Below are 25,067 nucleotides of genomic sequence, written 5' to 3' on the forward strand. Positions count from 1 at the left end.
CGCCGCCCGCGCCGCCCACACCGCCGACGCCGCCGGCCCCGCCCATGCCGCCGCCCGCGCCGCCCTGGCCCCCCGCGCCGCCGGGCCCGCTCATCGTGCTCGACGAGCTCGCCCCGCCTCCGAGGCCGGTGCCCCCCGAGGGCTCGAACTGGTTGAAGTCTTGGGTACAGCCTACGTACGTGAGGCCCAGGGCCGACAGAAGGGTTGCGGTCAAGATCGCGGAGCGCTTCACGGCATCACCTCGCTCGGGCGCGCGGGCCCGACTGGAAAGGATGGCCGAAGGTATCACGTCGAGGGCGATCGCAGGAGACCGGCGAGCATTCACACGAGGGGAGGTGCGTCGTCGTCCGGCCCACGATCCACGAGGCTTCGCGCCTTCACGAGGTGCGGCTCGACCTTCGACGCACACGCGGCGCGCGACGCGCGGAGCCCCGCGAGGACCGCGCCCTTCGTGGCCGCGCCGAGACCCCGCGCGCGCGAGAGCGTGACGATCGCCTGGTCGAGATCGTGCAGCTCGCCGAGGTGCCGCTGCATGCGCGTGGCGTGCTTGGCGAGGCGCGTCGCGGCCGTTCCGAGAGGCCCGGCGAAGAGCTCGGCCGTGTAGCGCATGCGCTTGTACCGGATGCGGAGCTCGTGCATCGCCTCGGCGTCGCCGACATCCCGCGCGGCCCACGTCACGACGTCGCGCGCCGCTCGATCGAGGACCGTGTGACCAAGATCGACCGCGGGCACGAGCCGCGGCGCGTCGCCGTCGAGGCGCGCGGCGAGCGCATGGAACGAGCGCTCGAGAGGACGGATGCGTTTGCCATTCGGCAAGGTCGGGGCGCGACGGGAAGGGCCGTCCCGGAGCAGGCGCGTCACCTCGGCGTGCTCTTTCTGCGTGGCGCGGGCGCGCCGGACGAGCCAGGCGCCCACCTCGGCGCGCGCCTCCGGGGGCAGGTCGAGCGCGGCGAGCGTCTCGCGCAGCACCTCCTCGTCGCGCAGCGCGCCCGTGGATTGGGCGTGGTACTTGATCTCGCCCTCGATCCGCGCGAGCCGCTTGCGCCGCCAGAGCTCGCGCGCGACGCGGAGCAGCGTCCGCATCCGCCGGAGCGCCACGCGGAAGTCGTGGAGCGCCTCCTCATCGGAGGCGCCGCCCGGCGCTCCCGCGATCGCGGACGACGAGATGGCGAGCACCCGCTCCCGCGCCGCGCGCGCGTCCGCGATGAGCGCGAGGAGCGCCGCGGCGAGCAGCTCGTGGGCGAAGGTCGGTGTGTTCATACCCGCGAGAGCGCCACCACGACGATCGGCCTGCGACCTGTCTTCGCCTCGATGACGCGCCGCGCGGCCAGGCGCACCACCTCGGTCACGCCCTCGTCGCTCGATCGCGTCCGCCCGTCCGCTTCGGTGATCGCACGCGAGACCGCGAGGGCCGCGGCGCGCATCACCTCGGAGGCGCCTTCCTCTTGATCGACGACGCCGCGCTGCACGACGCGCGGCGGGGCGGCGACGGCGCCGCGCCGGTCGAGCACGAGCGACACCATCGCCACGCCCGACCGCCCGAGCTGGGCGCGCTCGCGGATCACCTCGTCGGGCAGCTCGTCGCCGGCGTAGGTCGCGACCTTGCCGACGGTCACGCGCGCCGCTTTGGCGAGCGCCGCCCGCGCGCCGAGCTCGACCACTTCGCCGTTCTCGGCGACGAGCACGTCCGAGACGCCGACCTCGCGGGCGAGCGCGGCGTGCCGCACGAGGTGGTGGAGCGTGCCGTGCACAGGGACGAACGAGCGCGGCCGGCAGAGCTCGATCATGCGCGTCTGCTCCTCGCGGTGCGCGTGGCCGCTCGCGTGCACGCCCCGGTCGGTGAGCCACGTCTTGAGGTCGATCCCCATGCGCAGGAAATCGCCCATCATCTCGAAGACCGGCCGGTCGTTGCCCGGGATGACGCGGCTCGACAAGACGACGACGTCGCCCGGATCGAGCCGGAGCAAGGGGTGCGTGCCGGCCGCGAGGCGCACGAGCGCGCTCATGCGCTCGGCCTGCGTGCCGCTCGCGATGATGAGGACGCGGTCGCGCGGCATCGATCCGAGGTGCTCGGGCGGCACGAGCAGATCACTCGGGAACCGGAGCCGGCCGACGATCTCGGCGGCGCGCACGTGGGTCTGCACGCTGCGGCCGAGCAAGCAGATCCGCCGCCGCGTGGCCACGGCGACCTTCGCCAGCATGGCGAGCCGCTGCACGTTCGAGGCGAACATCCCGACGATGACGCGGGTCTTCGCGCGCGTGACGATCTCCGTGAGCGTCTCTCCCACGGCGCGCTCGCTCGTCGATCGACCGGGCGAGTCCACGTTCGTGCTGTCGGAGAGCAGGAGCGAGACCCCCTCGTCGCCGAGCTCGGCGAGCCGCGCCTCGTCGGTCAGCTCGCCGTCGGGCGGCGTGGGGTCGAGCTTGAAGTCGCCCGTGTGCACCACGATGCCCGCGGACGTCCGGAACGCGAGGGCGACGGCGTCGACGATCGAGTGCGTGACGCGGATGGGTTCGAACGAGAACGAGCCGGCCTCGTACGTCTTGCGCGGCGCGACGGGGATCAGCTCGACCTCGTCGTCGCCGTAGCCGTGCTCGGCGAGCCTGTACTTGACGAGCTCGAGCGCGTGGGCCGGCCCGTAGACCGGGACGTCCTCGTCGAGGTGCGCGAGCAGATAGGGAAGCCCCCCGATGTGGTCCTCGTGCCCGTGGGTCAGCACGACGGCGCGCACGCGGTCCTTGTGTCCGATCACGTAATCGAAGCGTGGGTGATACGTGTCGATGCCGAGGTCGGTCGTCGGGAACGTGACGCCGCAGTCGACGAGCACGACGTCGTCGCCTTGCTCGAGCGCCATGCAGTTCATCCCGATCTCGCCGAGCCCGCCGAGGGGGACGATGCGCAGCGAGGAGCGGCCGTTCGAAAGGCCACGCGGGGGAGGGGGGGACATGCCGCTCTGCGGATCGTTCAACGAGGACAACAGCGCTCCTTGTCGCGTTCGAGCGCCCATCACCGGCCCGCTCGCATCCGGAGCATAACGCGGCCTGGGCGGTATGGCGCGCTCGAGGAGGAGGGACCGGCCCGATCTACCGCCCCCGCCTCCGAGGGTCTACGTTGCGCCCGGTCCTCTTCGGGATCCAAAGGCCACCTTGCTCCGCTCCATCCTCACGAACCTCCTCCTCCTCCTCGGGATGCCCCTCCGGTGGTTGCGGCGCTCGTTCGCCATCCCGAAGGGCGGCTACGTCCTGCTCGACCTCGACGGCCACGTCGTCGACGCCGTGCCGACGCGGCCGCGCGGCCTCGCGCGTTTCCTCCGGCGCGTCCGTCCGCCGCTTTCGGTGACGCGGGTGCGCGAGCTCTGCGAGCTCATCGCCGCCGACGACCGCGCCGCGGGCCTCTTCGTCCGGCTCGACGGCCTCGCGGCGGGCCCGAGTGTCCTCGCCTCGCTGCGCCGGGTGTTCGCGAACCTCCGGGACGCGGGCAAGGAGGTCGTCTTCTATCTCCCGATGGGCGCCGACAACGACACGATGTACCTCGCGTCCGCGGGGCGCCGCGTCGTGGTCGGTCCGGAGACGCTCGTCGCGCCGATCGGCTACGCGGCGACGGGACAGTACCTGCGCAAGGCGCTCGCCGAGATCGGGGTCGAGCCCGAAGTTTTTGCGCGCGGCACCTACAAGGCCGCCGCCGAGCCGCTCGTGCGGGATGCGATGAGCGAGCCGCAGCGCGAGCAGCTCGGCGAGGTGCTCGGCGCGCGGCATGACGCGCTCGTCCGGGCGCTCGCGGAGCGGTGCGGCGGAGACATGAGCGTCGCGTCACGCTGGGTCGACGAGGCGCCGTACCGAGCGAACCGCGCCCAGGAGCTCGGCCTCGTGGACGCCGTCGCCTACGAGGACGAGGTCACGACGCTGCTCGGCAAGGAGCCTGCCCCGACGGCGCGCTGGGTGCCCGCGGGCAGGTACTTCGCGGCGCGCCACACGCGTGGCTTCCGGCCGCTCCTGCCGCGGCCGATCGTGGGCCTCGTCGAGGTGCACGGCCCCATCGTCTCGCGCAGCCGCTTCTCGCTCGGCAAGCTCGCCGTCGAGGACCGCGTCGTCCGGGCGCTCCGTGCGGCGCGAAGCAGCCGACGCGTCGCGGCCGTCGTCCTGCACATCGACTCGCCTGGCGGCAGCGCCGTCGCTTCGGACCGCATCCACCACGAGGTCGAGCTGCTCGCGAAGGAGAAGCCGGTCGTCGCGTACCTCTCGAACGTCGCGGCGAGCGGCGGCTACTACGTGGCGGCGGCGGCGCGCGTCATCGTCGCCGAGCCCCAGGTCATCACCGGGTCGATCGGCGTCGTGTCGGCGCACTTCGTCCTGCGCGGCCTCCTCGAGAAGCTCGGCGTCTCGACGGACGTGGTCAAGCGCGGGGCGCGCGCCGATCTGTTCTCGCCCGTCCGGCCGCTCGACGCGTCCGAGCGCGCGGTGATGGAGTCCGAGGTCGACGCCTTCTACCGGACGTTCGTGGGCGTCGTCGCGCGGGGTCGGGGCCGGCCGTTCGAGGACATCGACAAGCTCGCGCAGGGCCGCATCTACAGCGGGACCGAGGCGCGGGCGCGAGGGCTCGTCGACGAGCTCGGGGGCCTCTCGGACGCGGTCGCTCGGGCGAGCGATCTCGCGGGGCATGGTCTGCTCGAGCCTCGGCTCGTGCCTCCGCCGCGCGGGGAGGGGCCGCCGCCGAGCGCGGCGCGCGTGGCCCGGGCGGCGCTCTCGGCGCTGGGTGCGCTGGGCCTCTCGCCGGTGGCCGAGCGTGCCTTGCTCGGCTTGAACCTCGCGGCGAGCGAGCGCGTGCTCGTCTACGAGCCGTGGGGTTCGGATGGACGAACCTGGCTGGACATCACCTGACGTTTTCCCAATGGATCTCGCTGGATCCGCGCTCTCCGGTCTTTGGGGTGGCGCGCGGTGGGAACGACGCTACGCACCGCAGGAAGGCGACGGGGCCTGAAACGCGACGCCCCGTGTTGTCAATGCGTTGTTTTCTTACATTTTCCTGTCCAGGACAATTCAACGAAATTGGAAATCGTGTGGGATGTGAAACGGAATTTTCCTGCCAAGCGGGGCCACCGGAGTTTGCCCGAGGCGCTCCATATCTCGGTCTTTGTTCAGAAAAACCAGGCTGTGCCGAGACAAATCCACAGGGGCGCAGCGGTTCATGTGGTTTGGTGTGCTGAACCCTCATCCTGCTCATGAGGGCTTGCCTGGACGCTAGGGGTTGGGGTACGACGGCGACCTGGACACTGCCGGTGGGGGTTCACCCATCGGCGGCGGGGTCGCCCGTCGGGTGAGTCGAGCCCGGCGCGGCAAACGAATTCGAATTACTCCTGAACAAAAGCAGAGGCAGCGCCGCGGGCCTGTCAATGCAGCGTCGCCACTGTACGATTCTCGGAGCGGTTCGTACGGACAGGCGACGTTTTCCATCTTGGGAGACATGTAGATGGCGCAGCCGACGATCGGTGAAGAAGGCGGAAAGGTGGCGAAGGCGTCCGGAGAGGGCACGAAGCGCGCGGCCCGCACCTCGGACAAGCCTGGCAAGACTGCGGCGGCCACGGCGGCCGCGGCGGCGGTCTCCGCGAAAGAGGCGAAGAAGGCGGCGCGTACGCGCGGTCTCACCTTCGACCGGGTCTTCACGCACCGGGGGACGAATCCGCTCGACGAGGTCACCTGGGAGCGCCGCTCGAGCGTCATCAACAACCCCGACGGCTCCGTGGTCTTCAAGATGGAAGGGGCCGAGGTGCCGGCGGGCTGGTCGCAGCTCGCGACGGACATCGTCGTCTCCAAGTACTTCCGCAAGGCCGGCCTTCACGGGAACAAGGATCTCGGCGAGACCAGCGTGCGCCAGGTGGTCGAGCGCCTGGCCAAGACGATCCGCGAGGCGGGCGAGAACTTCGGCGGCTACTTCGCGAGCACCAAGGAAGCGGAGACCTTCGAGGCGGAGCTCACCTTCCTCCTCGTGAACCAGTACGGCGCCTTCAACTCGCCGGTCTGGTTCAACTGCGGCCTCTGGCACCGCTACGGCATCGTCGGCGCGGGCGGCAACTACAGCTGGACCGAGACCAAGCAGGCCTTCGATCGAGAGGAAGGGGACGGCTCCATCGTCGAGGTCCCGAGTGCGTACGAAAAGCCGCAGTGCTCGGCGTGCTTCATCCAGTCGATCAACGACGACCTGATGAGCATCTACGAGCTCGTGAAGAGCGAGGCGCGGCTCTTCAAGTACGGCTCGGGCACGGGCACGAACTTCAGCACCATCCGGGGCAAGCAGGAGAAGCTCTCGGGCGGCGGGACGAGCTCGGGGCTCATGAGCTTCCTCGAGGTCTTCGACCGCGCGGCCGGTGCGACGAAGAGCGGCGGCACGACGCGGCGCGCCGCGAAGATGGTCTGCCTCGACATGGACCACCCCGAGATCGTCGACTTCATCCAGTGGAAGGTCCGCGAGGAGAAGAAGGCGCAGATGCTCATCGCCGCGGGCATGTCCTCCGACTTCAACGGCGAGGCGTACCACACGGTCAGCGGCCAGAATTCGAACAACTCGGTCCGCGTCACGGACGAGTTCATGCGCGCCGTGTCGACGGGCGGGACGTGGGACACGCGGGCGCGGACGACGGGCGAGGTCGTCGAGACGCACAACGCGAAGGACCTCTGGCGCATGGTCGCCGACGCGGCGTGGGGCTGCGCCGATCCGGGCGTGCAGTACGACTCGACCATCAATCGCTGGCACACCTGCCCGAACTCGGGCCGGATCAACGCCTCGAACCCGTGCTCCGAGTACATGTTCCTCGATGACACGGCCTGTAACCTCGCGAGCCTGAACCTCACGAAGTTCCTCCGCGAGGACGGCTCCTTCGACATCGAGGGCTTCCGCCACGCGACGCGCGTCTTCTTCGTGGCGCAGGAGATCCTCGTGGACTTCTCGTCCTACCCGACGAAGCCCATCGCGCGGAACTCGCACGACTACCGGCCGCTCGGGCTCGGGTACGCGAACCTCGGCACGCTCCTCATGCTCCTCGGCATCCCGTACGACTCGGACCAGGGGCGCGCGGTGGCCGGCGCGATCACGGCGATCATGTGCGGCCACGCGTACAAGGTCTCGGCCGAGATGGCCGGTTCACGCGGTCCGTTCCCGGGCTACGCGAAGAACCGCGAGCCGATGCTCCGGGTGATGGGCCTGCACCGCGACGCGGCGTACGCCATCGATCGGGAGAAGTGCCCCGAGCCGCTCTGGCGTGCGGCGTGCGCGGACTGGGACGAGGCGGTGCGCATCGGCCAGCAGAACGGCTACCGCAACGCGCAATCGACGGTGCTCGCGCCGACGGGGACGATTGGCCTCCTCATGGACTGCGACACGACGGGCATCGAGCCCGACTTCGCGCTCGTGAAGTTCAAGAAGCTCGCGGGCGGCGGCTACTTCAAGATCGTGAACCAGTCGGTGCCGGAGGCGCTCCGCCGGCTCGGCTACAGCGAGCACGAGGTGCAGGAGATCGTCGCCTACGTCTCGGGCACGAACACGCTGCTCGCCGCGCCGAACGTGAACCGCGCGTCGCTCAAGCAGCGCGGCCTCACGAACGAGGACCTCGCGAAGGTCGAGACGGCCATTCCGGGCGTCTTCGACCTCGGGCTCGCCTTCAGCTCGTGGGTGCTCGGCGAAGAGGCGTATGCGCGGCTCGGCATCACGCCCGAGCAGCGGCAGACGCCGGGCTTCTCGCTCCTGCGTGCGCTCGGGTTCTCCTCGACGGAGATCGCCGAGGCGAACGAGGTCATCGTCGGCCGCATGACGATCGAGGGCGCGCCGCACCTGCGCGAAGAGCACTACGCGGTGTTCGATTGCGCGAACCGGTGCGGCAAGATTGGCAAGCGTTTCCTCGCGCCGATGTCGCACGTGCGCATGATGGCGGCGGCGCAGCCGTTCCTCTCGGGCGCCATCTCGAAGACGGTGAACCTCCCGAACGACGCGACCGTCGAGGAGGTGCAGAAGATCTACGAGGAGGGCTGGCGCCTCGGCTTGAAGGCGGTCGCGCTCTACCGCGACGGTTGCAAGGCGTCGCAGCCGCTCTCGTCGTCGAGTGATTCGAAGGAGGAGAAGGCCGAGAAGGAGAAGGCCTCGGCTCCGGTGGAGGTCGTGGCAGCGACGCAGGCGCCTGCGGCTCCTGCGGTTCGTCCGACGGGCGCGCGGGTGCGGATGCCGAAGAAGCGCTCGGGCTTCACGCAGGAGGCGACGGTCGGCGGGCACAAGATCTACGTCCGCACCGGCGAGTACGTCGATGGCACGCTCGGCGAGATCTTCATCGACATGCACAAGGAGGGCGCGGCGTTCCGGTCGCTCATGAACTGCTTTGCCATGAGCGTCTCGCTCGGCTTGCAGTACGGCGTGCCGCTCGAGACCTTCGTCGATCAGTTCACGTTCACGCGCTTCGAGCCGCAGGGCATGGTCGAGGGGCATGACTACGTGAGGCTGTCGACGTCGATCGTCGACTACATCTTCCGTGTGCTCGGCATCGAGTACCTGCACCGGTACGACCTCGCGCACGTGCAGCCGCAGCCGACGGCGACGATCCAGGATCCGACGGACTCGCGTGCGCAGGAGAGCTCGTCGGCCGCGCCGGCGCTTCCTGCCGCGCCGACTCACGTCGAGACGCACGAGCGCGTCACGAGCGCGCTCGACGCGCAACTCGAGGACATGATGGGCGACGCGCCTGTCTGCGACGGTTGCGGCCACATCACGGTCCGCAACGGCGCTTGCTACAAATGCCTCAACTGCGGCAACAGCATGGGCTGCAGCTAAACGCTCTCCGTGTGCATCGACCGCATCGCGGTCGATGCACCATCGGTCCAGGCCGCGCCTGGTCCGGGTCCAGGGGTGGACAACCCCTGGTCGGGCCCGGGGTGGTCGCCCCGGCGCCACGCCCCCTCGAAAGTAGCCGCCGCTCCGAAACCCAGGTAAACGGCGTCCATGCTCACTTCCGCTCGCGCGTGCTCTGCCCTGCTCACGTTCGCGCTTGGCGCGCTGCTCTTCACTGGCTGCAAGAAGGAGGAAGAAGCGCCCCAGGCTGTCCCGATTCCTTCGGCTGCCCCTGCGCCGGTCAAGGCCACGGAAGATGCGCCGCAGGCTGCGCAAGGCTCGGCGGCGGGTAGCGCTGCGCCTGCCGAGGCTGCGCCCACGCCGTCGGCTGCGCCCACGCCCACGGAGGCTCCGAAGGCCGTGGCTGCGCCGTCGATTGATGGGTGCTGCTCGGCGCTTCAGGCCCTGGCGAAGGACCCGAAGGCGAACTCGACCGTCAAATCGAAGGCTGCCTCCGCGGCTGCGATGTGCGCCGGCACGGCGAAGCTCGTCAAGGAGGGCAAGGCCTCGCGCTCGACTGCGCTCACGCAGATCCGCGCCACGATGGCCGGAAGTGCGCCCTCTGCTTGCAACTAGTTTGATGTCGAACGATCAGCGGAAGTGGTCGTAGCCGCGCTCGTCGAGCAGCTCGTACGAGCCGTCGGTGCGCTCGACCGCGACGCCGATCTTCCCGTCCTGGGGCGGTAAAACGCGCCCGATTCGCTTGAAGCCTGCGGGGATGTGGTCCTCCGGTAGGGTCACCACGACCGCGTAGTCCTCGCCGCCCTGGAGGGCGAGCTGGTAGGCGTCCGCCTGGAGGAGCGCGGCCGCGCGCTCGAGCTCGGGTGTGACGATCGCTGGCAGATCGAGCACCACGAGCACGCCGCTTGCGTGCGCCACGTGCCCCACGTCGCGGCTGAGCCCATCCGACACGTCGATCGCCGCGCTCGCCACGTCCCGCGCCGCGAGCCCTGCCGCGATGCGCGCCACGGGCCTCCGGTAGGCGCGCACCGCTGGGGCTGCGTCCGCCTCGTTCTCGTGCTTCGTGCCGATCAGCGCGAGGCCTGCCGCCGAGAGCCCGAGCGGCCCTGCGATCGCCACGACCTCTCCGAGCTTCGCGCCGGACCGACCGAGCGGGCGCGGCGTCTCGCCGAGCGCGGTCGTCGTGATCGAGATCTCCCGCCCACGCGCGAGGTTGCCGCCGATGATTTGGGTACCAACTTCTTTTGCCGCCTCGCGTTGTCCTTCTGCGATGGCGCGGAGGTCCTCGTCGGTGACGTCCTCCGGCAGCACGAGGCCCGCGAGGAGGCCGAGCGGTGAGGCGCCCATCGCCGCGAGGTCGCTCGTCGCGGCCATCGTCGCGCGGTAGCCGAGGTCCGCCATCGAGACGAGGTCGCGCCGGAAGTGGATGTTCTCGACCTGCGCGTCGATGGTCCACACGAGGGGATCGCGTCCCTGTGCGATCACGGCCGCGTCGTCGCCGATGCCCAGGATCGTCCGGCCCGATCCATCCGTGCCGAAGATGCGCGACAGCATCTCGATTCGCGCCCGCTCCGAGCTTCGCGCTCCCATGTCCCCTCTTTACGCGAATCGCACCGAGATCGCCGCCTTCGAAGGCGGCGCCGACGGGCGCGACGCGGGCAAACGCACGACGAAGACGGCGCCCGTCGGGTCGTTGCCTTCGATGTGCACGGTCCCGTGGTGCGCCTCGACGAGCCGCTTCACGATCGAGAGCCCGAGGCCCGTGCCGCCGTGCTCGCGCGTCGAGGTCTGATCCACCTGGTAAAACGGGTCGAAGACCTTGTCGCGCTCGGCCGCCGGGATGCCGATGCCCGTGTCGGTCACGCGCACCTCGACCATTTGCCGGAGCGGCGCGAGCAGCACCATGCCGGGCTCGTCTCCGCCGTCGACCTCGGTGGCCATCTGCCGCGCGACGAGCTGCACCGTGCCGCCCTGCGGCGTGAACTTGATGGCGTTCTCGCCGAGGTTCACGAACACCTGCCGCAGCCGCTCCGGATCGCCGAGCACGAGCGGCAGATCGGCCGGCGCGTCCACGGTGAGCGTCACGCTCTTCTTCGCGGCGACGGGCGCGACCGTCGAGGCCGCCTCGGCGAGCACCGCGCCGATCGCCACGTCGCTCCGGCGCATCATCACGGTGCCGCTCTCGAGCTTCGAGAGGTCGAGCAGGCTCATGATGAGCTTCAAGAGTTGATCACTCTTCGCCTGGATGATCTGCACGAAGTCGAGCTGCGGCCCCGTCAGCTCGCCGGCGATGCCGCCGACGAGCATCTCGCTGTAGCCGAGGATCGAGGTGAGCGGCGTCCGGAGCTCGTGCGAGATCGTCGCGAGGAAGTTCGACTTCAGCTTGTCGAGCTCCTGCTGCCGTTCGTAGGCCTGCTCGAGCGCGGTGTTCTTGTCGGACAGCTCGCGGTAGCTCTCGCGGATCGCCGCGATGTGCATCTTCGACGTGAGCAGGGCCTTGTGCCCGCTCCAGAGGATCACGTCGAGCACGGCGACGAGGTGCTTCGAGACGATCTCGGCCGTGGCCTCGGTCGCGCGCGCCATGTGCGGCAAGAGCTCGGCCGCGCGCGCCGGATCGACGCCCTCGATCGCGAGCAGCGTGTCGGGCACGCTCTCGACCGACGGAGGAAGGTACGGGCCGAGGATCGCGCGGCCGATGGTGCCGCCCTCGTATTCGATCGGGACGACGCGGTAACGCGCGCCGGTGAAGCAGGGGTGCGTCACGCCTTCGCTCGACGTGACGCGGAGCCGTTTCACCTCGGAGACGATGGCGCCGCAGGCGCGGCGGCCCGTTGGCTCCTCGTTGATCATCGCGCAGAGCGGGGCCTCGCGCGACGAGCTCGCCAGGCTCACGCCCGAGTTCGAGACGATGCGGACGGGCATGCCGAAGACCTGCTCGATCGAGCCGACCATGCCGCGCATCGCCTCGCGGTCGACGAGGTCCTCGAGCCTCAGCGGTCCGAACCCGAGGCCAAGCGCGTCGATGTCGACCGCGCGCTCGTCGCTCAAGGAGCGCCTCCGGGCGCGGCGCCGGCCATCCTCCCGCCCATCCGCGCGGCGATGAGCTCGCGGAACGGCGTCGTCACACCGAGCTGCTGCGCCGCGGTCGAGACGAGGTCGTCGCCGTCGATCGAGAGCTTGCGCGAGAGCTGATGGCTCTGATCGAGCGACCGCCACGTGAGCCAGAGCAGACAAACGAACGTCTCGACGACGCCGATGCCGCGCGTCGCGACCGCGCGGAAGACGGGCTCCTTGCCGCGCGCCGCGAGCCGCGCGAGCTCCTCGTCGCTGCGGACGTCCGGCAGATCCCGCTTGTTGAACTGGATCACGAGCGGCATCTTCGAGATCTCGATCCCGTTGTCGCGCAGGTTCTGGCGCAGATCGAGGAACGCGTCGGCGTTGCGTTGCGTCTCGGAGATGCGCGAGTCGGCGATGAGCGCAACGCCGTCGGCGCCTTGCAGGACGAGCCTGCGGGTCGCGGCGTGGATCGGCTGGCCGGGGACCGTGAAGAGCTTGATGCGCAGCGAGACGTCGCCGTCCTTCGAACGGAACGTGAGCGGCAGGAGATCGAAGAAGAGCGTGCGATCGTCCTGCGTCTCGAGCGTCATGAGCCGCCCGCGCGCGTCGGCGCCGGCGCGCTCGTGCAGAGCGACCAGGTTCGTGGTCTTTCCGCTCAGCGCAGGACCGTAATAGACGAGCTTGATCGAGATCTCGCGCGATGCGAAATCGAGCTGCACGCTCGCACTATCGCATGGGCCGAGGGCGCACGTCCCCCGGGATCGTCACTTCGTGGCGGCGTCCGTGGTCCAGAGCGAGCGGCGCATGGTTTCGAGCCGCTCGACCACGCCCGTGAGCTCCTTCGCCTCCGCGTCGCATGCCTGCGTCGCGGCAAGGGCGCCCGGCGCCTTGCCCGCTCGCTCGGTGCGCGCGGCTTCCAGCACCTCGATGACCTCGCGGTGAAGCTCCTCGCCTGCGGTCACGACCCACTGGTCGAGCCGCTGCGCGAACTCCTGGATCATCTCGTCGAGCTTGGGTCCGACGCGCGCGGCGGCCTCGCGCAGCGCGTTCGGGGCGAGCTCCTTCGCGCGCTTCTTCGTCTCGGCCTCGACCTTGTCCTTCACGTACACGGCGAGGACGGGCGAGGCGAGCAGGAGCAGGCCGCCGAGCAGGACGTTCGTGAACATCACGCCGAGCCCGAGCGTGAAGAGCGCGAAGACGCCCACGTCGTAGCCGAGCGTGTCGACCTCCACGCTGGGCGAGCGGACGTCCGAGCCGAGCGCCTGCCCGACGCGCTTGGCCACGTCGTGCGCGTCCTCGCGGACGAGCGCGATCGTCTTCTCGGCCAGCGCTTCGAGCGCGTTCGCGATCTCCTTCGTCTCGGCCTCTGCCCAGTCGGCGAACGTCTTCTCGAGGAAGGGGCCGAGCCAGACCTTGATGTCGTCGGCCGCGTGGTTGTCGACGAGGTCCGGGATCTGGCGGGTCACGTCGTCGACGAAATGAGCGAGATCACGCTGCACCCAGGCGCGGATCGCGGCGACCTCCTCGCGGATGCCCGCGCGACGCTCCTCGATCGTGCGCGATTGGCCCGCGAGGTCCTTCTCCAGCAGGTCGATGCGGCGCGCGAGCTCCTCGCTCGACATCTGCGCGGCGCGCCTGCGCGCGTCGATGCCCTTCACCAGCATGCGTGCGGCTTCGAGGCCCTCGCCGAGCGCGTTGTCGAGCAGGATGCGCCCTCGCTCCTCGGCGAGGAACTTCGTCAGGTGCGAGAGCAGCTCCGGCATGCCGCTCTCCTCGGGGTGACCCTCGGCCGCGCGCTTCGCGCTGACGGGGAAGACCACGGGCGTGCGGATCAGCTTGGCGAGCTCGGTGCGGATGTAGGCGAGCGCCTCCTCCTCCTCGTCCTCGCTCCAGATGTCCTTCTTCGTGACGACGAAGATGATCTTGTCGCGCGACTGGCCGAGCAGTTTTTCGTTGAGGAAGACGCGCTCGCTCTCCTTGAGCGGCTGGCCCGCGTCGATGAGGAAGAGCACGGCGTCCGAGCGCGGGATGTAGCTGTAGGTGATGTCCGCGCGCTGGAGCGAGAGGTCGTTCACGCCTGGCGTGTCGACGAGCACGATGCGCTCGCGGAGCAGCTCCGCCGGGTAGAAGACCTCGAGGTGCTTCACCTCGCTCGTCGCGCTCTCGGAGCCTTTTTCCTGGCCGACGGCGAACTTGCGCACCTCCTCGAACGGCATCGTCGTGCGCTCGCCGGAGGCGCGCACGAGCTCGGCGCGGGGCTCGGTCGCGTATTCGAGGTGGTGGATGACGGCCGTCGTCGGGGTCACGCCGACGGGCAGGACCTCGGCGCCGAGCAGCGCGTTCACGAACGTCGTCTTGCCGTGGTTGAACTCGCCGACGACGACGAGGTGGAAGCGATCGGCCGAGAGTTTGTCGACCACGTCGCTGCCGATGCGGCCCGCGAGCGATCGGGCGCCGACGCGGCCTGCGATCGAGAGCAGCTCGCGTAGCGCTGTGGTGACTTCGACCTGTCTCGTGCGAAATGTCTCGAGCATCGTGCGCTCCTAGCCGACCACCTTGATGATGTCGTGCACCTTCTCGTCGACCTCTTCCATCGTGAGGCCCGAGGCTTCCTGGCCGATGTGCTTCTTGTAGAGCTCGCTCTCGGCGAACATGCGCAGGGCCATCACGCGCTTCGGCAGGTACGGGTGGCTCGCGAGCAACTCGCGGTAACGGCCCACGCCCTCCCGGCCTTCCTCGTACTGCGCGAGGAACGCGTCCATGTTGAGCTCGGCGTAGAGTTTTGCCGAGCCGAGCGCGAGCTTGGCGAACGTCTGCTGCGCGGTGTCGAGGCTCTTGCAGCAGAGAAGGCCGGCGCGATCACACGTCACCTCGGCGCGGCGCGACCAGCTCGAGAGCGCGATCATCGCCGGCTCGACCAGCGGGCCGAGCCATCGCGACGCCATGACCTTGAGGTAGTGCATCGCCGTCAGGTAGACGACGTGGCTGTTGTGGATGTGGCCGCACTCGTGGCCGATGACGTTGCGCAGCTCCTCGTCGGAGAAATGATCGACGAGCGCGGAGTGGACCATGATGAACGAGTCGTCGTTCGTCCCGTACGTCGCCGCGTTCATCTGTGGGTTGTTGAGGATGTAGACGGTGGGCGTCGCGATGCCGAGCGTCTGCGCGCATTCGGCGGCGATGCCGTGCACGCGCGGGAACTGGTTCGTCCCGACCTTCACCGCGTGGCCGAGCAGGTCGCTCTTGCCGACGGCCTTGAAGAACCGGACCGACGCGGCGACGGCCAGCTCGACCGGCTTCATCTTGTCGAACGCGGCGCGCGTCGTCCGATCGGAGACGTACGCATAAGCGTGTCCACCTCCGTCCACGCCGCCTGCGCGCCGTTCTTTGCGGTTCTCGATGAAGCCTTTGAAATCGAGCGTCCCGACTTGTGCCATGGTCCTCGAAGGTAACGGTGGGCTTCCCACGGCGCAACCGTCGGCCCTGGATCCACCTCGAAAATCAAAACTCCTTCACATGCGCTTCACACGCCGAGCATCTCGACGAGCTCACGCGCGCCGAGCGCCTCGAGGGCCGCGCCGCGCGCCACGAAGCGCCGGTAATCCTTGAAAGCAAAGGCGCCGCGCGGGCGCAATTCGTAGTCCGTGATGCGCGTGATCGTGAAGCGAAGCGCCGCGAAGAGCGCCGCGTCGTGGAGCGCCGCTCGCTCGTCGTCGGCGAGGGCGCGGACCGCGGAATATCCGCTCGCGAGGGCCCGCGCGAGGCCTCGATCGAGCCCGTCGCCGAAGCACCACGCGAGCACCGTGACCATGAGGTCGAACGCGGCCGCGCCGCTCGATGCGCTCTCGAAATCGAGGACCGCGGTGAGCGCGCCGTCCCGGAAGAGGACGTTGTCCCGGAAGAGATCCGCATGGATCACCGGGAGCGTCGGGCCGAAGCTCACCCGCGAGAGGCGGTCGAGCCGCCGTTCGAGCTCGGGCAGGATCAGGCGCACGTGCTCCGGCGCGTCCGTCCGCTCGCGAAGCGCGGCGAGCCGCGCCGCGAGGTCCGCGGGGCCGAACCGCGTCGCGAGCGGCTCGCCGAACGACGCGCCGGCGAGGTGCACACGCGCGAGCGCTTCCCCAACGGCGCGCGCGTGCGCCTCGGTGACGCGACGCTGACAGACGATCTCGCCTTCGATCCACGGGAACACGACCGCGGGTTTGCCCGCGTGCTCGGCCACGAATGCGCCGCCTCCCGAGGCGAGCTCGAGCGGCCTGGGTGTGGGCACGCCGCGCTCGGCGAGGTGCGCGAGCAGGCGCGCCTCCCGCGCGGCGGAGGCTGCATCCGCGCCCTCGTAGATCCGCAAAAAGACGCGGCCCCCGCCTTCGATCGCGAGCTCGTAGCTCGTGTTCACGCTGCCCGCGTCGAGACCGTGCGCGCCCGTGACCGCGAGGCCGAAGCGCGCGCCGAGCGCCTGCGCATCCTCCTGCGAGAGTGCCGTGAAGATGCCCATGTCCGGCTGCACGGTACCAAGGCGCGGCCTCTCGCGCCCCGGGGATCCGTGCGTTATGAAAGGGAGGCACGAATCCATGCTTGAGGGAGACGCTCCGGCGAGCGGAGCTTGGCCCTCAAACCACCGACCGAATGCAACAGATCTACGGAAACACCACGGGCCTCAGCCCGCACGCGGTCAGGCTGCTCGAGCGTATCTATCGGCGCAAGGTCCCCCTCGATCACGTGGCCACGCCGGAGCTCGTCAAATCCCTCGCCGAGGCCTCGCATGTGACGGGCCGCCAGGTCGGCGCGCTCGTCCATCGATCGGGCGAGATCGACTACGTGGTCGTCGGTGACGCGACGAAGCTCATGCTCCCCGACATCGGCCGCCTGCGCGCCGCCGAGGGCCGCTTCCGCGCGCTGCGCCTCGTCCACACGCACCTCTACAACGAGCAGCTCACGCGCGACGACATCGTCGACCTCGTGCGTCTGCGGCTCGACCTCGTGGCCGCGATCCAGCTCTCGCCCGAGGGCGAGCCGAAGACGATGGATCTCGCGTACAACACGCCGCCGTCGCCTTTGACGCTCGGGGGCTCCGCTCCGCAAGCGGAGCTGCGCCCCCGAACCCCCGGCGCTGAGGGGGAGGACCCTCGAAATGGTTTGCCCTACCGGCGCGTCGGACCGCTGCCGGTCGGCCGCATCGACATCCATTTCGGCGAGCTCATCAACGCGCTCGAAGACGAATTCGCCCGAAGGTCGCGCATCTTCACGCACGCGAAGGACGGCCGCGCGATGCTCGTGCACGTCGCGGAGAAGTCGAAGCAAGGCGCATACGCGGAGGCCGAAGACAGCCTGCGCGAGCTCGCCGAGCTCTCGCGCACCGCGGGCGTCGAGGTCGTCGACACCGTCATTCAGCTCCGCGACAAGATCGACCCGCGCCTCGTCGTGGGCAAGGGCAAGCTCGACGACATCGTGCTGCGAGCGGCCGAGCTCGACGCCGCGACGCTCGTCTTCGATCGCAACCTCACGCCCTCGCAGGCCTCGGCGATCTCGAAGCACGCCGACCTCAAGGTCATCGATCGGACGCAGCTCATCCTCGACATCTTCGCGCAGCGCGCCGAGTCCGCGGACGGCAAGCTCCAGGTCGAGCTCGCGCAGCTCAAGTACGCCCTGCCGCGCCTCGCCATGAAGGACGACTCGCTCTCGCGCCTCACCGGCGGCATCGGCGGGCGCGGCCCCGGCGAAACGAAGCTCGAAATCGGGCGTCGCCGCGCCAAGGAGCGCGTCTCGTTCCTCGAAGCGCAGCTCAAGAAGCTCTCGCGTCAGCGCGAGCAGCGGCGCCGCAAGCGCGCGCGCAAGGACGTGCCGATCGTGAGCATCGTCGGCTACACGAACGCGGGCAAGAGCACGCTCCTGAACACGCTCACGGGCTCGGACACGATCGCGGAGAACAAGCTCTTCGCCACGCTCGACACGCGCTCGCGCCGGATCCGTTTTCCCGAGGAGCGCGAGGTGATCATCACGGACACCGTGGGCTTCATCCGCGAGCTTCCAAAGGACCTGTTCGCCGCGTTCCGCGCCACGTTCGAGGAGGCCGCCGACGCGGACCTCATCCTGCACGTCGTCGACGCGAGCGACCCGGCCCACGACCAGCACATCGCGACGACCGAGGAGCTGCTCGGCGAGCTCGGGCTCTCGTCGATCCCGCGCATCCTGGTCTTCAACAAGGTCGACCTCGTCGAGAAGGGCGAGGCGCGACGGCTGCTCTTCGGCAACAAGGGCGCCGTGCTCGTGTCGGCGACGAACCGCGAGACGACACGCGCGCTGCTCGCGACGATCGCCGATCGGCTGAAGGATCGATGGGAGCAGGCGAGGACGGTGCCGGCCTACGACGTCGACGAGGACGAAGCAGAGGCGGGCGAGGGCGAAGCCGCGGACGCGGCGTCGACCGAGGACGAGTCGTCGCTCACGACGCTCGCCGAGCTCACGGCGGGCAAGCGGTATCGGCGGACGACGCTTCGGGTTTGAAAAGAAAAACGCGCGGGAGAGCCGCTCCGTTCGTCGGAGCCGGCCCCCGCGCGTGGGGATTTGGGGGCGTAGCTCGGCTCGTCCGAGCCGAGCCCCCAAGCATGCGAGTCACGTCAGGGCGCGGTGCATTCCCCGACGTTGCAAATGCCGGAGATGCACTCGTCCGGCAGGGTGCAGGGCTCGCCGCCGATCTTGAGGCAGGTGGCCGAGTCGCTGCACGCCTGGCCCGCGCCGCACGCCGGATCGGCCGTGCCCGCCGCGACCGGCGTGCACGTGCCCGCGGAGCCCGCGCCGTCGCACGCGAGGCAGAGCCCGTTGCACGCGGTGTTGCAACAGACGCCGTCCGCGCAGAAGCCGCTCTGGCAGGCGTTCGCCCCTGCGCACGCCGCGCCGTTCGCGACCTTCGGCACGCACTGGCTACTCGCGTTGCAGTAATTGCCCGCCGCGCAGTCCGCGTCCGCCGCGCAGGTCGTGCCGCAGGCCATCGCGCCGCAGATGTACGGCGCGCAGGCGACGTTGTCGTTCGCCTGGCACGCGCCTGCCGCGTCGCAGGTGTCGGGCTGGTTCGCGACGCCGTTCGCGCAGGACGCCGTGGCGTCTCCGCACGCGGTCCCCGCGGCTTCGTCCGTCACCTGCTCGCTGCCCGCGGCGTCGCACGTGTGCTGCTTGCAGTCGCCCGCCACCTCGTTCGAGGACGGCGCGCCTTCTGCCTTCGGCTCTTCGCCGCAGTTCTTGTTCGCGTCGCAGATCGCGGTCACGCACGGCCCCGACGGCGCGGGGCAGTCGGCCGCAGGATCGACGCAGGTGCCGGCGCCGCCGCCTGCTCCACCCGCGCCGCCTTGGCCGCCTTGGCCGCCGGCGCCACCTTGGCCACCCTGACCGCCTTGGCCGCCCTGACCACCTGCGCCGCCCTGGCCACCGGAGCCGCCCGCGCCGCCTTGGCCGATCGGGATCGTGTCCCGATCGACCGACGCGACGAGCTCGCAGCCCGCGCCGACGGAGAGGGCAACGCCCACGCAGAGCGTGAGCATTGCCCAGGTTCGAGTGCTCCGTGCCTTCATTGCGCGCGTCCGATCAGAACTTGAACGACACGACGCCGCCGCCGCCCGTCGGGCCCACGAAGGGCGCGACGACCGGCTTGTAGAGCTTCGTCGTGGCCGTCTGCTGCGCGGGCTTGTCGTCGCCGCCGAAGAGCAGCACCGCGCCGGTCACGCCGAACGTGAGCGCCACGGCGAACGACATGTCCGCGATGAGCGCGTTGCGATCGGTCCTGTCGGCGTTGTCGACCGTCGGGTTCGCTTCGAAGTCGCTCTTCGCGCCGAGCGCCGAGACGCCGAAGATCGTGCCGACGACCGCGCCCACGCCCGCGAGGCCAAGCGTCACGTACGCCGGGACGTACGACTTCGGCGCAGGCGCCGGGGCCGGCGGAGGCGGCGGAGGCGGCGGGGGCGGCGGAGGCGGCGGAGGCGGCGGAGGCGGGGGCGGCGGCTCGGCTTCGAGCGTCGGCGCCGAAAGCTCCTTCGTCTCCCCGAAGGCGACCTCGACCTCTTGCGGCTGCGAGGTGATGAAGCCCTTCGCCGAGTAGACGAGCGTGTGCTTGCCCGGATCGAGCTTCAGCTCGCCGGCGGGCGCGGGCTCCTTGCCGTCGACCGCGACCATGAGGCCGGCGGCCGTCTCCGGCTTCGAGGCGATCTTGACCGTCGCGGGCGTCTTCTTGAGCGCCTCGATCTTGGCCTTCGCCTCGTTGACGCGATCCTCCCACTTCTTGGGATCGAACTTCTTCTTCTTGTCGGCGGCCTGCTCGTCGATCGCCGCGAGGAAGCCCTGGTAGGCCGCGACGGCCTCCTGCACCTTGTTGAGCTTCTCGTACGCGACCGCGACCTTGAACTTCGCGTTGAGGCCCGGGAGCGTCTCGTCGGCGAGCTTGTAAGCGTCGAGAGCGGTCTGGTACTCGCCCTTCTCGAAGGCCGCGTCGCCGTCCTTCATGGACTTCGTCGCGAGGTCCTTCTTCTGCTTCTCGGTGAGAGGCTTCGCCGGCTTCTTGTCGTCCTTCGCGGCGACCTTCTCGTCCTTCTTCGCGGGCGCGGCGGCGGCCTTGTCGTCCTTCTTCGCGGGCGCGGCGGCGGCGGCCTTGTCGTCCTTCTTCGCGGGCGCGGCCGCGGGTGCGGCGGCGGCCTTGTCGTCCTTCTTCGCCGGCGCTGCCGCAGGCTTCTTGTCCGCGGCGGGGGCGGCGGGCGCGGCGGCCGGAGCCTTCCCCTGCGCGTACGCGGCCGGAGACGCCGTGAGCGCCAACAGACTCGTGAGCACTGCTGCGGTGTGCAACGACGTCAGCCGGCCCGAACTCGATCGCATATCTAAGCCCTCCTCACTCGTCTCTGCTCGACTCTCTGAGTTTCGCTGAATTAACTCGCGCGGGCGCTGCGACACAAGAGGTTTGAGCAACGCGCCGTCGTGGCCTCCCCCCCAGCCGCGTGCGTCAGGGGTCCTCGCCCCGTTCGACCCAGGCCGGAAAACGAAGCTTCGCCTCCACGGCAAACCCCTTCACGGCCTCGGCCATCCGGGCCGCGCGCTCCCCCCGCGGCAGCCGGGCCCGGAGGCCTTCGAGCGCCCCGAGGAACCGCGCGAACCGCGGATCGCCGAAGAGCGCCTCGAGATCCTCGCGGATGCGCCGCACGGCCCCCGGGCTCGTGCCGCCGGTCGCGAACGTCATCGTGAGGCCGTGGGCCCGGGCGACCGCCGGGTTCACGAACGTCGACAGCTCCGGCCTGTCGATCGTGCACACGAGCCGCCCCTCCGCGAGCCCGCGGGCGTGAAGCGGCGCCGCGTGACGCTCCTCCGAGGTCGCCACGAAGACGACCGCCTTGCCGTCGACGTCGCCTGCCGCGGGCGCCCTCCGCTGCACATCGACCCGCCCCTCGGCCGCCAGCGCCTCGATCGCCGGATCGACCTCCCCCGGCGCGACGACCACGACCCGGGCGCCTGCCGCGAGCAGCCGTTCGACCTTGGAAACGACCTCCGCGCTCGCCCCGACCACGAGCGCCTCCCGCCCCTGCACATCCACCTCGACCGGCAAGTACCGCACGAACTCCCGTGTACCACAGGTCCCTTTATGTCCATGCTTTGTTCATGGTTTGTGCATGTTCAACAAAGCATGCCGCGGCATCCGTCCTGAGCAATAGTTAGACTTTGTTCAAAGTTGACGTTTTCGGATGATGTTTGTCTAGTGTTATAGACGGCGACGATCGTGCGCGTCGCCGTGTCGAGAGCACGGAGGTCGGTCGTGGAGATGAGCGTGACGATGCCGGCGGTGATGGCAGAGACGCCCGAACGGATCCCGGGCGCCGCGTTCCGGGCTGCAGCGGCCCTTCACCTGCAGCGAACCCCGCACCTCACGCGCGAGGCCCTCGCGCGGGATCTGCGCGATCGACTCGCGCGGCGCGGGATTCGTTATCACCTGCGCACGCTGAAGCGGCAGATCTCGGGCGCGGTCGCGACGGTGCCGCCCGAGATCGAGCGCGCGCTGCGCGAGGTGATCGCCGAGGTCGGAGGCGAGGACGCGGTCGCCGCGGTCGAGCAGGCCCTCGTCGCGGCGGGCCTCGCGGGCGCGTCCGCGGCCACGACGCCCACGTACATCGCCTCCGAGCGCATGCTGCCGCTCGCCCAGCTCTGGCTCTACCTCCACCCCGAGCAATCGAAGCGCGCGCTCGCCTTGCGCCTGCGCGAGGAGCTCGAGCGGATCGGCATCCGCCTCAACGTCGACTCGCTCCAGAGCATCCTCGCGGGCAAGCAGAGGCTCGTGCGGCGCGAGACCCAGGACGCGCTCTTCGCGCTCCTCGGCCACGACGGCGTGACGTCGTCGACCGACGCCGAGGCGCGGATCGAGGCGATGGCGCGCGAGATCCGCGGCGCACAGGAGGGCCGGGCCTTCGAGAGCGCGCACAGGATCCACGAGCTCGCGAAGGCGTGGAAGGTCGAGCACAAGGAGCCTTCGTCGCGAAGGCTCGCGATCCTGCTCCGGCAGCGGCTCGCCGAGCGAGGCATCGTGGTCGGCCTGCCGCACGTGCAGAAGCTCGTCGACGGGCGCGCGCGCCGCGTCCGGCACGCGATGTCACACGCGATCGAGTCGATCCTGCTCGGAGGCGCCGCGCCCGCCGCGATCGAGAGCTCCGCCGCGAACGACGGGCCCTCCCCGAGCGTCGAGCTCGATCTCGCCTGGGTGAAGGCCGAGCCCATCGCCGAGCTCGCCCGCAAGCACGTGGCCGCGCGCCCGGGCATGACGATGCGCAAGCTCGCGATCGAGATCTCGCGCGAGGTCGAGGCGCTCGGCTACGCGACGAGCCCGAACACGATCCAGCCGATCCTTGGTGGTCATAAGAAAAAGACGCGCGGCTTCATCTACCGCGCCCTGCTCCACCTCGACGGCGCCGAGGCGACGCGCACGACCGAGCCTCCACCCTCCGCCCCCGCGTCCCTCAAGGCTTCTTCTCCGGCGGCGGCGGATTTGGCGGAGCAAACACCTGCGTCCGAAACGCGAGCTTCCGATCCGCGTCTCCGATCCGCGCGACGAAGAGACCCACGAACGAACCGAAGAGCGAGTCGCCCGGCCCGATCGCAGCCGAGCCGTTCGGTCGCGTCACCCAGCGCTTGATGCGATCCTGGGTCTCCTGGCTGATCGGGTTCACCTCGACGAGCCCGGCCACGAAGTACCGCGCGCTGTCTTCGAGCTGCGATCGCTCGATCAAACGGAGCTTCCGCGCCTCGGCGCACTGGCGCAAGACACCCTCGATGTTGACGGCGACCGTATCGACGAGCCCGCCCGGCTGCGTGATCTGGAGCCGGAACACCTCGTCCCAGAGGTCGTAGACGACGCGGCACGTCTTCGCGGTGAGCGCGACGGGCTCGGCGCCGCCTTCGCGGAAGACCCAGGCGCGGAGCACGATCACCGTGGGCAAACCGCTCGAGAGCTTCTTCTCGATCTCGGCGTCGACCACGTCACGGAAGGGCACGCTGATCACGGCGTGCTTGCCCTCCAGCGCGACGGCCGCGTTCCTCGTCGGCAGGGCCGCCGGGGTCTTCGGCGGCTCCGCGCGCGCGGTCGCTACCGGGGCGGTCAGGACGGCGAGGGCCAGCGCGAAGAGCGCCGCCCGCCGGGTCATTTCCGTGCCCCGTTGCGCGCGGCGACGAGCCCGAGCACGTTCGAAAACGCGAGCGTCACGCCGCCGAGCTTCGTGTCGAGGCGCAAGCCGAGGTTGCCCGTGACGTCGACCGGGAGGCGCGACCAACCGCTGTAGCCCGCAGGCGGATCCGTGAGCTCGCGGCGCGTCGCCACCGAGTAAATGCCCGCCGACGCGAAGAGGTCGACGCCGTAGACCGACTCGCGCCCCGTGTAGAGCGGGATCCGGTACTCGCCCTCGATCTTCGCGGCGAAGTCGCCGTAACGGACCTCGATGATGTCCGTGCCGAGCAAGTTCGGCGGCTGCCTCCGATCCGGCGCGAGCGCGAGCAGGCGATCGGGCAGGAGGTCGGTGAAATCTCCGACGTAGAACTGTTCGAAGAAGGGCGCGTCGCCCGCGATCGCGCCCACGTACGCATCGAACCGCACGACGTGCCGCCACGGCAGGCGCCACCAGCGCCGGAGCGTCCCTTCGAACTTTTGAAAGCTGTAATCGGTGCCGGGGATCCCGACCGTCACGGATGCCTGCGCGTGCGTGCCACGCGTGGGCAGGAATGGCGCGTCGCGCGTGTCGTACGTCAGCGTGCCGCGCACCGTCGAGAGCACGCTGCGGCCGGGCCGGATGGCGAAATCGATCGGCTCGCGCGAGAGCCCGCGCATGTGCGAGGCCGCGATGGGGACGGTCGCGTCGATCTGTTCGAGGTGGTAGTCGAGCGCGAACGAAGAGGAGACGCCGAGATCGTGTCCGGTGCCGAGCGTCGCGCCGAAGCGGCGGTAGGCGACGACCGCGTAGTCCGTCACCTCGCGCTGCGCGATGAGCGGTGCTTCGAAGAGGACGTCGCGGTTGCCGAAGAAGTCGCGCGCGTCGTTGTAGAGCACGGTCAGCGCGGCGGACCAGCCCGTCCCGACGAACGAGGGATCGACGAAGCTCGTGCGCAGCGCGTATTGATCCGCGGCGAGCGCGATGCCCGCGCCGAGCGTGATCCCGGTGCCCGCGAGGTTCGTCTCGGCCACCTGCACGCCGAGGAAGGCGGAGAGCGGGCGCGCGTTGCCGGCCGTGTCTTCATCCGCGGCGACGCCGGCCCAGAGGTTCTGCACGACGAGCGTGTTGCGCTCGACGACCTCGATGATGAGCACGGCCGCGCCGCGCCGCGACCCCTTGCGCAGGCTGAGATCCACCTGCGCGAAAAAGCCCGTGCCGAGCAGCCGGTAGCGCGTGAGCTCGAGCTCGGGGTCGTCGACGTCGAGCAGATCGCCCGCGCGAAACTTCACGTACCGGAGCACCACGCGCCCCGCGGTGCGCACGTTGCCGCGCAGCTCGATCCCTTCGAGCGTGTAGCGAAGGCGGGCCCGCTGCTGCGCCTCCGGAGGCGACGGGGTCGCGCTCGGCGACGGTGGATCGGCGGCCCAGGCGAAGGCCGGCATCGCCACGGCGGCGAGGGCGGAGAGCCAGACGAGCGAGCGCGCGCCGATCACGTGGTTCGTCCGCTGCCCCGCGACATCGCT

The 25,067-nt window shown here is 70.0% G+C and carries 18 protein-coding genes; 4 read left to right on the top strand and 14 right to left on the bottom strand.

Features of this window, described 5'->3' with window-relative positions; translation table 11 throughout:
* The 3 genes from QHF85_RS45335 to QHF85_RS45345 all read right to left on the bottom strand — a co-directional run.
* On the bottom strand, positions 1-232 hold a 232-nt coding region (locus QHF85_RS45335), incomplete at its 3' end, for a hypothetical protein (protein WP_281333742.1).
* 89 nt (positions 233-321) lie between these two features.
* Complete coding sequence (locus tag QHF85_RS45340; protein ID WP_281333743.1) at positions 322-1,260, bottom strand: CHAD domain-containing protein; 939 nt, start codon at positions 1,258-1,260, stop codon at positions 322-324.
* Positions 1,257-2,948, bottom strand: coding sequence for a ribonuclease J (locus tag QHF85_RS45345; RefSeq protein ID WP_281333744.1), 1,692 nt, complete (start codon positions 2,946-2,948; stop codon positions 1,257-1,259). The genes QHF85_RS45340 and QHF85_RS45345 overlap by 4 nt, the downstream gene beginning before the upstream one ends.
* Positions 2,949-3,147: 199 nt before the next feature.
* Between QHF85_RS45345 and sppA the strand changes: the two genes are divergently transcribed.
* The 3 genes from sppA (at position 3,148) to QHF85_RS45360 (ending at position 9,442) form a co-directional block, all read left to right on the top strand.
* Positions 3,148-4,878 (top strand): signal peptide peptidase SppA, encoded by a 1,731-nt coding sequence (gene sppA / locus QHF85_RS45350; RefSeq protein ID WP_281333745.1) that lies wholly within the window; start codon positions 3,148-3,150, stop codon positions 4,876-4,878.
* Between the two features lie 589 nt (positions 4,879-5,467).
* Positions 5,468-8,809: a vitamin B12-dependent ribonucleotide reductase gene (locus QHF85_RS45355; RefSeq protein ID WP_281333746.1), complete on the top strand. Its 3,342-nt coding sequence runs from the start codon at positions 5,468-5,470 to the stop codon at positions 8,807-8,809.
* Between the two features lie 168 nt (positions 8,810-8,977).
* Positions 8,978-9,442, top strand: coding sequence for a hypothetical protein (locus QHF85_RS45360; RefSeq protein WP_281333747.1), 465 nt, complete (start codon positions 8,978-8,980; stop codon positions 9,440-9,442).
* Positions 9,443-9,457: 15 nt separating this feature from the next.
* On the opposite strand, the gene thiL is transcribed toward QHF85_RS45360, so the two are convergent.
* The 6 genes from thiL to QHF85_RS45390 all read right to left on the bottom strand — a co-directional run bounded on the left by thiL (position 9,458) and on the right by QHF85_RS45390 (position 16,379).
* Positions 9,458-10,417, bottom strand: coding sequence for a thiamine-phosphate kinase (gene thiL / locus QHF85_RS45365; protein WP_281333748.1), 960 nt, complete (start codon positions 10,415-10,417; stop codon positions 9,458-9,460).
* A 9-nt stretch (positions 10,418-10,426) separates the two neighbouring features.
* A complete protein-coding gene (locus QHF85_RS45370) occupies positions 10,427-11,875 on the bottom strand; it encodes an ATP-binding protein (RefSeq protein ID WP_281333749.1) in 1,449 nt (482 codons plus the stop codon).
* Positions 11,872-12,603: a gliding motility protein gene (locus QHF85_RS45375; RefSeq protein ID WP_281333750.1), complete on the bottom strand. Its 732-nt coding sequence runs from the start codon at positions 12,601-12,603 to the stop codon at positions 11,872-11,874. The genes QHF85_RS45370 and QHF85_RS45375 overlap by 4 nt, the downstream gene beginning before the upstream one ends.
* A 45-nt stretch (positions 12,604-12,648) precedes the next feature.
* A complete protein-coding gene (locus QHF85_RS45380) occupies positions 12,649-14,418 on the bottom strand; it encodes a dynamin family protein (RefSeq protein ID WP_281333751.1) in 1,770 nt (589 codons plus the stop codon).
* A 9-nt stretch (positions 14,419-14,427) separates the two neighbouring features.
* A complete protein-coding gene (locus tag QHF85_RS45385; RefSeq protein WP_281333752.1) occupies positions 14,428-15,321 on the bottom strand; it encodes a M48 family metallopeptidase in 894 nt (297 codons plus the stop codon).
* A gap of 86 nt (positions 15,322-15,407) precedes the next feature.
* On the bottom strand, positions 15,408-16,379 hold the full coding sequence (locus QHF85_RS45390; RefSeq protein ID WP_281333753.1) for a homoserine kinase: 972 nt from the start codon (positions 16,377-16,379) through the stop codon (positions 15,408-15,410).
* 131 nt (positions 16,380-16,510) lie between these two features.
* Between QHF85_RS45390 and hflX the strand changes: the two genes are divergently transcribed.
* Complete coding sequence (hflX, locus tag QHF85_RS45395) at positions 16,511-18,388, top strand: GTPase HflX (RefSeq protein WP_281333754.1); 1,878 nt, start codon at positions 16,511-16,513, stop codon at positions 18,386-18,388.
* Positions 18,389-18,501: 113 nt separating this feature from the next.
* Here hflX and QHF85_RS45400 read toward each other — a convergent pair whose 3' ends face one another.
* From QHF85_RS45400 to QHF85_RS45420, 5 genes are all read right to left on the bottom strand, one after another.
* Complete coding sequence (locus QHF85_RS45400; protein WP_281333755.1) at positions 18,502-19,449, bottom strand: hypothetical protein; 948 nt, start codon at positions 19,447-19,449, stop codon at positions 18,502-18,504.
* A gap of 13 nt (positions 19,450-19,462) precedes the next feature.
* Positions 19,463-20,740: a PEGA domain-containing protein gene (locus QHF85_RS45405; protein WP_281333756.1), complete on the bottom strand. Its 1,278-nt coding sequence runs from the start codon at positions 20,738-20,740 to the stop codon at positions 19,463-19,465.
* Between the two features lie 124 nt (positions 20,741-20,864).
* The gene (locus QHF85_RS45410) at positions 20,865-21,470 is read right to left on the bottom strand and encodes an NAD(P)-dependent oxidoreductase (RefSeq protein WP_281333757.1); all 606 of its coding nucleotides are present in this window, start codon (positions 21,468-21,470) and stop codon (positions 20,865-20,867) included.
* Between the two features lie 1,390 nt (positions 21,471-22,860).
* The gene (locus QHF85_RS45415) at positions 22,861-23,544 is read right to left on the bottom strand and encodes a hypothetical protein (RefSeq protein WP_281333758.1); all 684 of its coding nucleotides are present in this window, start codon (positions 23,542-23,544) and stop codon (positions 22,861-22,863) included.
* Complete coding sequence (locus QHF85_RS45420; RefSeq protein WP_281333759.1) at positions 23,541-25,037, bottom strand: BamA/TamA family outer membrane protein; 1,497 nt, start codon at positions 25,035-25,037, stop codon at positions 23,541-23,543. Before QHF85_RS45420 ends, QHF85_RS45415 begins: the two co-directional genes overlap by 4 nt.
* Positions 25,038-25,067: the final 30 nt, after the last annotated feature.

Source organism: Polyangium sp. 6x1 (genome assembly GCF_029946515.1).
In the GTDB taxonomy this organism is placed as follows: Bacteria; Myxococcota_A; Polyangia; order Polyangiales; family Polyangiaceae; genus Polyangium.